Origin of the sequence: Lysinibacillus sp. NPDC097231 (assembly GCF_044761885.1) — a bacterium.
Classification (GTDB): domain Bacteria; phylum Bacillota; class Bacilli; order Bacillales_A; family Planococcaceae; genus Lysinibacillus.
Map to the genome: position 1 here is coordinate 290,743 of NZ_JBIWDH010000002.1, position 6,893 is coordinate 297,635.

Below are 6,893 nucleotides of genomic sequence, written 5' to 3' on the forward strand. Positions count from 1 at the left end.
CCACCTAAACATTAACATAAATATCTATATATTGATAATTTAGTGTTATTCCACAATATTTCCCGATTGTTGAACAAAAGTTATAAAACACTCTTCAACTAACCTGCACCGCTAGTTCAATAAAGAAAAAAAGCTGCATATACAACTCTATAATCTTCAAGAAAAGCAACCCGTTACATTCCCCAGAGAGAGAATCTCAACACAAATTCCTTCCTATTTTCATAGAAAAAGAGTTAACTATATCCATATATTGTTCATCACCTCTCGCTCCTTTTAGTTGAAAAGAAAATGTATCAAAAAACTAAATGATTGTTTTCCTGTTTCCACAATAGAATTTCTTTTGCAACAGTATTAGGACAGTCCCAATGAATGTTATGTTTGGTGTTTTCAATACCTATTACCTTTATATCATTAATACTTTTTTTAATTTTTTGTATCCCCTTACTTCGAGATGAATCTGTAGTTGGAATTGTTGCATGAAATAATAAGACAGGACACCCAATACTATCATAAGTAGTCGAGCAAGGTTCCTTATAAAATGCCTTAATTGTTGCTAGAATACTAAATTTGTCTGCCTTTAATATGTAGTTATCTTTAACCTTCGTAAAGTTAGAGGTTATTATTGAATTGAGGTTTGTATTCCATTGTTTTGTTGTATAATTTTGGTATGTTTTTACCACCTCATCCCAAGAGCTATATTTACTTGATTCAATATATTGCTTCCATCCCATTAAGGCTTTTTCTTCCGACATCCCATCAACGTGTTCAGGAAATACATATCCTCCGTCTATTAAAATAAGCCCTATTATCTTATTTGGATAGATTTTTGTGAAATTTAAGGCAAGGTCTGCACCCCATGAATGCCCTAACATGTAAAAAGGTTTATTGGAAATCTTCTGTATTACTTGATTAATTCTTTTTACTAAAGAGGAAAACGTGTAATCCTTCTCCAGTTTTAGTGAGTCAGTTTCTCCATGACCTGGATTATCTAAAAGAATAAGATGAAAATCATTTACTAAATATTTATTAAGTCCAGAAAAACTTTTAGAATCACCTGTCATTCCGTGAAGACAAACAAGTAAAGGTCTGCTGTCATCACCAAGTTCATAGCCGTGAAAAGTATAGTTATCTACTGTTATTTTGAACTCCTTCAATTCTATTCCTCTCCTTTTAAAGGTGAATGATTATTTCTTGTAAAATGTAAACTATAGTCCGTTCTTCACTGATTCTTCTAAGATTCCATAAACTATGCTTAATATACCTCCAGTTGAGTGCCCCGCAAATCCCCATTTAACAAATCCTAATTTTTCACGTATAGCTTTTAAATCAAATATTGATTCCAACCTACTCAGCTAATAAGGCTCTTTTGCTTTCTCTGAATGCCCTGTTTCTCTTAAATTTACTAAAAATACCTTATTTGTTTCTGTAAAAGTTTCAACATTTTCCCCCTGATTAATGGAAGCAATAATTCCAATTATAAACCAAATCAAACTAGTTTTCCCAATATCTTGACTCTCCCCTTATAGAGTCAAGATTCGTTTTAATATACTTATTTCCCTTCTAACCATCTTGCACTAAAATCCGTTAGCGTAAAAAGCGATTGCTCTAATTGAACAATCGTACCCATTAGCAGCAAAAGAAAAAGCCGTCTATAAGACCGCTCTGTTCTTCTGCTATTGTACCCGTTAGTTGAACAAGGAAAAGCATTAAAATAATTAAATATCACCTACATAAGTTGTGGGTTTTCCACTGTTCCATGAATAATTTAGGTTTGCAGATATTTTTCTAATAAAGTTAAAAAGAGCTCGATATCATCTTTGCTAAGATCACCAATGTTGGCTACCCTAAAAGAATTTAATTGATAAAGTTTCCCAGGATATATTGTTATTCCGTTAGCATAAAAATAATCATGCATTTCTTTAAAATTATACTTTTCACTTTCGGGCTCTACTATTGCTGTAATAATTTTTGAATGGTGCTCGACAGGGACGAGACATCTTAGACAAAGTCTAGAGAGGCCATCTATTAAGGTTTCCCAACATTTAGAATACCGTTCATATCTTTCTTTTATTCCTTCTGCTTTTAATTCTACAATCGCCTGTTTTAGTGCATAGATAGTTTGTACAGGAGGAGTAAAACGCATCTGACCTGTCTCGATGAAATGGTAATATTGAGAATAAAGATTCAAGTAATAATTTGCTGGCTTTTTTGTTTTTCCTTTTTCTAGTTCGCTTTTTTTAGCAATAACAAAAGAGACTCCTGCCATTCCTTGAAGGTTTTTATTGGAACTAGCCGCCAAATAACTTATTTTCATTTTACTCATATTAATAGGAATAGCCGCAAACGAACTCATTGCATCTACCATCATATTAATCTCATTTTCTTCACAAATGGAGCCAATCGATTCTATATCGTTTAATAATCCCGTAGTTGTTTCGTTATGCACGACAGCTAGAAAAGAAACTTTTCGTGGAATACTTTGAATAAATGAATGTAACTGATCTAAGTTAATAGGTTGATCGGGTGGACTTAAAAACTCAAACCAATCCAACTGATAAGCTTCTGCAATTTCACACATTCTTTTTCCATAGGCTCCGTTATTTATGATTACTAAAACCCCATCAATCATTACTGAACTTAAGACTGACTCCACAGCAGCAGTACCTGAACCACCGAATAAAACGGTTGTATATTGATTATCTTGTGAAACTAAACTAGTAATTTCAGAAGTAACAAATTGCAATATTTGGCTGAAGTCATCTTCACGAGGACAAATATCTGGTACCACTTGTGCGTATTTAACCGTATCTGTTGTAGTAGCAGGTCCGGGATTCAGTAATATGTTTCTTTTAATTTTCTTCACGGTACTCCTCCCTTTAATTTTTGACACTTTTATACGTGGTTCGAATTATCCCCTCCAACTAAGTTACTTTTAAAGGCAAGATCAACCTGTAAATATTCATTTTTAGAACAATTATTTAATAAATCTCTGTAGTCGAGTTTTAACTTCACTTGGAGTAACTTTTGGGCGCCCTAAATCTTCTTTAGATCCCTTTGAGATTTTCAAATAAATAAAAGTCAGCCCTTTTGTCATTTGCCATTCTTGAATGCACATTTCAAGTTCCTGCAAATTATGGATATAGTATGACTTTTCATAACCACAATCTGCAGCAATGTTGACAAGATTAATATTGTGAGAAACGGTATTTTGCCCTCCAGTTGAATCGTGAACTTGATTATCTAGAAGAATGTGAAGCATATTTTCAGGTTGATAGTAGCCATTTGTAGATAAGCTTCCCATTCTCATAAGGAGGGAACCATCTCCATCAATAACAACTACATCTAAATCTTTTCGCGTATAGGCTAAGCCTAAGCCTAAAGAACCGACACAACCCATGGAGCCAACCATATAAAGATTATTATCAGAATCTTCGACCTCATATAGTTCCCTTCCTGTTTTACCAGTTGTGGCCATTAATACTGTTTTCATATTTTTGAGTCCATTTATCACTTTTAAAGTGTCAAAACGACTTGGTAGTTCATCTAAGCCAGTTTTTTCACCTTTTTTCTTATTTTTATGATTAAGAGGTTGCTCTATCTTCAATTTTTCATTTGTAAATGTTCCTTTTCTCACTACAAAAAAGAATGGTTGATTTACTTCAATCCACTTGTTAGCTTCTTCAAGCTGCCTCTTTGCCTCACTATCATCAGGAGATAAAAATTGCCATTTTATTTGCATGAGATCTAATATTTGTGTCGTAATATGTCCCATTAATTCATGCTGAGGTTCATCATTTAACCCGGGTTCTCCACGTAGACTCACAAACCCAAGTATAGGTATTTGAAATGTATAGTTTAAGGAAGTCAATGGAGAAATACAATTGGTTAGACCAGAGTTTTGCATTAAAACAACTGATTTCCTTCCCCCTAGGTATGCTCCTGAAGCAATGGCTACAGCATCACCTTCGTTGACTGCAGCAATATATTCACACTCATTTATGGAATAGTTAATAAGATTCTTTAAAAATGAACACGGGACCCCACTGAAAAAGTCAAAACCAAGTCTTTTCAGCTCATTTCCAAATTCTTTTGTATTTAGCATACCATCACTCCGTTTCGGATTTTGATTGGTTATTAGTTGATGGCAAATATTTCTCTTCCGCTTTTTGAAGCTCCTCAGCATTTTGGAGTCTAAAAATCTCTTGCACTCCTACGATCGATTTCTCCACTTGAATGAGACTTTCATCTGTTAGGATTTGTTTTGAGATGTTCTGCATAGCAGTGATCGATGCTCTTAAGTTATGGTTAGCCCAGATTGCAGTACTTATTCCTACTTTTCTGAATTCATCAGTTGGGGTTGTATAGTATTTTGTAGGCACAATCACCACTGGATGCCTTCCGCTCCATTCCTTCATAAATGCTTCAATTTCTTTAAAATCTGACTTTTTACTATGCACAAGAATTGCATCGGCACCTGCCTTCCTGTAGGCTTCCGCACGTTTAAGGGCTTCATCTAATCCCAAGCCTGCAATAAAAGCCTCGACTCTAGCTACAACCATAAAGTCTTCATCCTCTTGAGTATCTTTCATTGCTTTTATTTTCCCGCAAAATTCTTCAATCGATGCGAGAGGTTGTGTTTCTCCATTAATAAATGAGTTTGTTTTCGGAAAAACTTTATCCTCGATGCAGACTCCAGCAATATTCAATTGTTCTAGTTTTCTAACTAACCTCCGAGCATTATTAAAATTCCCATAACCTGTATCCCCGTCTAATAGGATAGGAATTGTTGTCGTATCACTCATAAATTCAAGTATATCTAATACCTGCGTCCATGATGCTTCATTATTATCTCTTACACCCAATGATCCTGATATCGATAGACCACTTGCCCAAACTCCTTTAAAACCAACTTCCTCAACAATTTTGGCGGAAAGACCGTTATGGGCTTCCATTAAAAATTCAAGTTTGTCTGAATATATTATTTCTTTTAATTTCGTTGTTTTTTTCAATATCTCCCACCTCCTAACTCGACATGTCATATTATCATATGGCTTAAGGCAAAGATTAGCAGGGCAGAGATACATTAGAAACTAATAATTCAGAACCAAAAAATGGATGTATAGAAAACAATTACAATGCTACTTTTCTAGTGTAAGAAATTGATTATGGGACCCTAACAGGAGCATGGGGGAGATTAATCGCATTACCAAGTCCCACCCATGCAAGATAATCCTATTTACATACAATACAATTACCTCCATAAGAGGAAAAACTACAGCATTAAATAAAAATATCTTATGAAATGAGGTGTGTTTATTGAAAAATGCACTTGGAAAATGGGAACAAATCTTACTTTTAAAACAAAATCCTTTAACAACTAACTGCATTCCAGAATCAACACTTTACAGTCTAGAAAACCTAATCTATTTTTTAAATAGGTATGAGTATGTTTATGTGAAACATAATAACACCGGACAAGGAAGAGCAATTTATAAAGTCTACAAAAGAAAAGATGGACGCTATTGTTTTAACGGATTTACTATGCAAGGTGAAGAAATTAATAAATGCGTGGCAGCAATTGAGGATTTCCATCAAGTTCTTCATCCATTTGAAAATAAATTAAATGGGATTTATATTATACAGGAGGGGGTCATGAGTCTAACCCCTGATGAGGATTCAATATCCATTCGTGTTCATGTTCAAAATCTAAAGGGACAATGGATAATTGGTGGAATTTACGGAAGGATTGAAACTGAGGATCATGGGATTGTCAATTCAAATCGGGGTTCTCAAGTCATACCGATTGATGAATTATTATCAGATTATATGATGATGGATAATACAAAGAAAGATAAAACAATAGATTCTCTAAAAGAAGATTCAATTTTAGCATCTGAAGTAATAGCATCCCACTTTCCTTGTAGAGAATATGGCATTGATTTTGGAATAAATCCTAAAGGAAAACCTATATTATTTGAAGTAAATACTACGCCAAGCATAAGTAGTTTTGCCAAAATTGATAGGGCGATCTGGAAGAAAATTGTTGAGATTAGGAAAATGCAAAATGAAGGCTAAGTTTGACATGTAGTGACGTATTTTTTATTTAATTCGAAAACCTAGTATATCACTAAAGCATACAATAGATTCTAATAACTCTGAATTTTTTTAGGATTATATTCAGGAAACACTTTTACCCCACCTTTTCATAAAAATAACCTCTTGGGATATTTTCACCCGAAGAGGTTATTTTTATCAAACTATATTATCAATTATATTTGTTTTATCTCTCTCATTTTTCATTAATCACAATTTTGTCAGCACTTGCTTGTCCTGGATAACTTTCTTCTATTGCGGTTGTCCAAACTGAAACATTTTGCCCTACTTTTAAAGATTCAATCTCATCAGTTGAAAACCATATCGCATCTGGTCTCCCATCTGGTAATTTCTCGGTTATACTTTCCACTAAAAATCTTTCACCTTCTAGTTGAACAATTTCGCCTATGATTGTCGGTTTATCTGTTATTTCCTCAGTTGTCTTCTCTTTGTTGAATTCCTTCTCTTTACTGCTTTGTTGACAGCCCAATAACCCTATTGATAAAAATATTAAAGATAAAAGTAAGATATATTTTTTCAATATCATCATTCCATTCATTTATAATAAGACTAAATTTTGTGGTTTTCGTTTCAATAAGTTATATGTATTTATTCTACTAAACATTATCTTTGTAGAATAGCCCCTTTAATTAAAGAAGACACACAACCTATACGCAAACCTCAAAGCTCGTTGGGTCACTTTCAATCGAGTAGGAGGGGGTGACTAACCCCCGACCTCTCTCACCACCGTACGTACGGATCCGTATACGGCGGTTCAATTAAGATGAATAACGCAAGAT

7 protein-coding genes are annotated in these 6,893 nt (G+C 34.0%); 1 reads left to right on the top strand and 6 read right to left on the bottom strand.

The genetic code is table 11. The annotated features are described in order from the left end of the window. Positions 1–293 precede the first annotated feature (293 nt). The 5 genes from ACIQXF_RS03290 to aepX form a co-directional block, all read right to left on the bottom strand. On the bottom strand, positions 294–1,154 hold the full coding sequence (locus tag ACIQXF_RS03290) for an alpha/beta fold hydrolase (protein ID WP_402779038.1): 861 nt from the start codon (positions 1,152–1,154) through the stop codon (positions 294–296). Positions 1,155–1,352: 198 nt separating this feature from the next. After that, positions 1,353–1,490, bottom strand: coding sequence for a hypothetical protein (locus ACIQXF_RS03295; protein WP_402779041.1), 138 nt, complete (start codon positions 1,488–1,490; stop codon positions 1,353–1,355). Between the two features lie 275 nt (positions 1,491–1,765). Then, positions 1,766–2,863 (bottom strand): 2-aminoethylphosphonate aminotransferase, encoded by a 1,098-nt coding sequence (locus ACIQXF_RS03300; protein ID WP_402779044.1) that lies wholly within the window; start codon positions 2,861–2,863, stop codon positions 1,766–1,768. A gap of 111 nt (positions 2,864–2,974) precedes the next feature. Beyond that, positions 2,975–4,102 (bottom strand): phosphonopyruvate decarboxylase, encoded by a 1,128-nt coding sequence (aepY, locus tag ACIQXF_RS03305; RefSeq protein WP_402779047.1) that lies wholly within the window; start codon positions 4,100–4,102, stop codon positions 2,975–2,977. Positions 4,103–4,106: 4 nt separating this feature from the next. Further along, positions 4,107–5,009, bottom strand: coding sequence for a phosphoenolpyruvate mutase (gene aepX, locus ACIQXF_RS03310; protein WP_402779050.1), 903 nt, complete (start codon positions 5,007–5,009; stop codon positions 4,107–4,109). A gap of 307 nt (positions 5,010–5,316) precedes the next feature. On the opposite strand from aepX, the gene ACIQXF_RS03315 reads away from it, so the two are divergent. Next, the gene (locus tag ACIQXF_RS03315) at positions 5,317–6,075 is read left to right on the top strand and encodes a YheC/YheD family protein (protein WP_402779053.1); all 759 of its coding nucleotides are present in this window, start codon (positions 5,317–5,319) and stop codon (positions 6,073–6,075) included. 214 nt (positions 6,076–6,289) lie between these two features. Here the strand turns inward: ACIQXF_RS03315 and ACIQXF_RS03320 are convergent, their stop codons facing one another. Further along, complete coding sequence (locus ACIQXF_RS03320) at positions 6,290–6,652, bottom strand: DUF3221 domain-containing protein (protein ID WP_402779056.1); 363 nt, start codon at positions 6,650–6,652, stop codon at positions 6,290–6,292. Between the last annotated feature and the right edge of the window lie 241 nt (positions 6,653–6,893).